At 64.7% G+C, this 2857-nt stretch carries 5 protein-coding genes; 1 reads left to right on the top strand and 4 read right to left on the bottom strand.

Features of this window, described 5'->3' with window-relative positions; all coding sequences use genetic code 11:
- Window positions 1-293 precede the first annotated feature (293 nt).
- The gene (locus WBB85_RS08255; protein ID WP_432638143.1) at window positions 294-770 is read right to left on the bottom strand and encodes an REP-associated tyrosine transposase; all 477 of its coding nucleotides are present in this window, start codon (window positions 768-770) and stop codon (window positions 294-296) included.
- A 175-nt stretch (window positions 771-945) separates the two neighbouring features.
- Between WBB85_RS08255 and WBB85_RS08250 the strand changes: the two genes are divergently transcribed.
- A complete protein-coding gene (locus WBB85_RS08250) occupies window positions 946-1704 on the top strand; it encodes a hypothetical protein (protein ID WP_432638142.1) in 759 nt (252 codons plus the stop codon).
- A 15-nt stretch (window positions 1705-1719) separates the two neighbouring features.
- Here the strand turns inward: WBB85_RS08250 and WBB85_RS08245 are convergent, their stop codons facing one another.
- The 3 genes from WBB85_RS08245 to WBB85_RS08235 form a co-directional block, all read right to left on the bottom strand.
- Window positions 1720-2121, bottom strand: a complete 402-nt coding sequence (locus tag WBB85_RS08245; protein WP_432638141.1) for a c-type cytochrome — start codon at window positions 2119-2121, stop codon at window positions 1720-1722.
- A gap of 20 nt (window positions 2122-2141) precedes the next feature.
- Window positions 2142-2537, bottom strand: a complete 396-nt coding sequence (locus tag WBB85_RS08240) for a c-type cytochrome (RefSeq protein ID WP_432638140.1) — start codon at window positions 2535-2537, stop codon at window positions 2142-2144.
- 83 nt (window positions 2538-2620) lie between these two features.
- Window positions 2621-2857, bottom strand: a 237-nt coding sequence (locus WBB85_RS08235) for an ATP-binding cassette domain-containing protein (RefSeq protein ID WP_432638139.1), incomplete at its 5' end; no start/stop codon positions are given.

Here is a 2857-nt window from a genome sequence, read left to right as displayed (position 1 = left end):
ACTACCTGGGCTTCTACAACAGTCGGAGGCCCCACTCATCGCTTGACGGAAAAACACCCGATCAGGCTTACTTCAATCCGTCGGCGCCCCAAGCGGCAGCGGCATAAACAAGGCGGAAAACCACTTACGAAACGCCCGGAACCTGTTCAGACAAACCGAGCCACCTCTCACCGCAAGCGTTCGAAATAGAGAGCAAGCCGTAGCAAGCCGTAGGGTGCGTGCTCGCACGCACCATTGCCTCAAACCAATCCCCCATCCGACCCGGCCAATATCGGTGCGTGAAATCACGCACCCTACCAACGTCCAAACGCGATCTCCCGGTGAATGGACGAATACGGCCAATCCTCGGGCCGTTCGACGAATCCGTGCTTCACCGGGTTCACGTGGCAATAGCGGACATGGGCAGCATAATCCTCCTCATCCCGGATGTGATGCTCCCAATACCTACGCTGCCATATCCCCCGCTCCCGCCGCGCCTCGTGGCTTGGCCGTAGCGGCCCCTTTGGCAATCCGCGCGAGAACCGGCTCTTGATCAGACGCCACCGCGTCGGGAAATCGCGGTCTGCCTCCGGCAGGGTCCACACGCAATGCAGATGGTCCGGCATCACGACCCATGCTTCGATCCGGAACGGCCGCTCCGCCCGTATCGCCGCTACGGCCTCACGAAGCTGCCCGATCTCGCGCACCAGCAGATCCGCTCCGCGCGCGGCAAGCGCGACGGTGAAGAAGATGGTTGCGCCGGGAGTGTGGGGACGAAGGTAGCGGGACATGGCACTCACCCTCGCCCGGACATGGTTAACCGATGCTGAACGGCCGGGCGTCCCTGCCATACGTTTTGCCGACGCCGGACCGACGCAGGCGCCCTCGCCGCCTGCGGCCCTGTACGCGGGTGGCGGGGATGCGGTAGGCATGTTGTGATCCGACAGCCATGAGAGGCCCTGAGCGATGGGATTCATCAACGACCATCAGTTGCCCCTGATCCTGCTCTGCTTTCTTGTGGGCGCTGCCCTGACCGCTTTCCTCTTTCGCAGCCATGTCCCGCAGCGGGCCTGGAAGATCGCCGATCTGGTCTGGATCTGCCTTGGCGGCATCGGGGCGCTGACCGCCGTTGTCGCCGGGGTTTATGCCGAGGACAGTTCGCGCCTGTCGCGTCAGATCGACATTGCCTACAGCGCCACCCGCACCTTCGACCGCGACGCCGCCCGCTTCCGGCTGGCCCATTGCGAGGTGGATCATCCGGCCGCGACCTTCCGGCCCGCGATCCGCGATCTTTGCGACAAGGTGGATTTTCTGTCGGCCTCGACCGCGGGCAACAGCGAGTTGCCGCTCTTCCTCGCCGTGACCGAACGTGCCGCCCCCCTGCAGGGGCTGCACCTCTTTTTCGGAGACGCGACAGAGGGGATGGAGGATGAGATCACGCGTTTCGACACTGCCGAATTCCTCGCCTTCGAGCCGCATGACGACCGCACCGATACCGCTGTCGCCCTGTTGCGTCAGGCCCCAAGCGTTGCCGGGACTGCCGCTGAATTTCAGGTCATCGCCGGATCCTATGCCGATCTGATCGACGAGGTCATGCATCTTCGGGATGAATGGGCGGTCCTTCAGGCCGGCTCAGCCATCCTGACGCTTCAGGTCCTCGCCCTCTGCCTTGTCGCCTTCGCCGCGCCCTTCCGGCTGGGCAAGTCGATCGTGGAACTGCTGTAAAACGCGGGCGCGCTCCTATTCCTGCAGCCGTTCCAGATAATTGGCGAGCGCGACGAGGTTGACAGGGGTCGGCGTGGAGATGCCATTGCCGGTATCGACCCTCACCAGCGGCCCTTCCTGAAGCGCTGCCCCCAGTTCGGGCATCACCGACCCACGATCATCGCGCCTGGTATAGCCGTCGATCACCGACATCACGTGGACCCTGGGGAACACACCGCCATTGCGGGCGGCAAGCCCGGTCAGATCGGCGGGCGCTTTGCCCAGCCCCGCCGCAGCCGGACCGTCGCCGCGCCCCTCAAGCCCATGGCACGAGGCGCAGTAGTCCATGTAAAGCGCGCGGCCCGAAACCTGCCTTTCCGGTGCGCAGGCGACCAGCATCGCCCCCACCGCTCCGAAAGCCACAACCGTCCTGATCATGTTGCCTCCCGTATCGCTCATTATTCGGCCTGTATCGCCGCCAGATAATCCACCACCGCCAGAACTCTGGCCGAGGTGATCACCGGCGTACCGTCACGGGCATCCTTTACCGCCGTATCACCGGTAAAGACCGCGCCAAAGACCGGCATCATGCCGCCATGGCCGCGCAGGCCTGTCCGGCCATCGACGATATGGACGATGCGCAGCCATGGGAACTGACCGCCATTGCGGGCGCTGATCGCGGTCAGGTCCGGCGTGTCGATGGCAAGGTACTCGGCCATTGGCCCGTCCCCGGTCGCCTCCGGCCCATGGCACGAGGCACAGGCCCCGGCATAGGTCTCGGCGCCGAGGTTCAGGTCCGGGGCTGCGACGGCCGGGCCTGCGGCAAGTATCAGGGCAAGGGCAATGCGGTGCATGGGCGCGCTCCTTATCTGGATCGCCCAATCCTCTCACCCCTTTGGCCCGCGCACCTTGATCCCGATCATGTTCTGACGGCGGATCAGACGAGGTGCCCTTCCTCCAGCCGCAGCACCCGGTCCATGCGGGCCGCAAGCTCCATGTTGTGGGTCGCGATCAGCGCCGACAGCCCGGTGTCGCGCACCAGCCCCATGAGGGTATCAAAGACCTGATCGGCGGTCGTGGGGTCAAGGTTGCCCGTCGGCTCATCGGCCAGCAGCAGTTTCGGCTGATTGGCCAGCGCCCGGCAAAAAGCCACCCGCTGCTGCTCCCCGCCCGA

It is taken from the genome of Albidovulum sp. (assembly GCF_049646345.1).
Lineage (GTDB): Bacteria > Pseudomonadota > Alphaproteobacteria > Rhodobacterales > Rhodobacteraceae > Albidovulum.
Note: the sequence above shows the minus strand (reverse complement) of the source record. Positions and strands in the feature narration are given on the sequence as shown.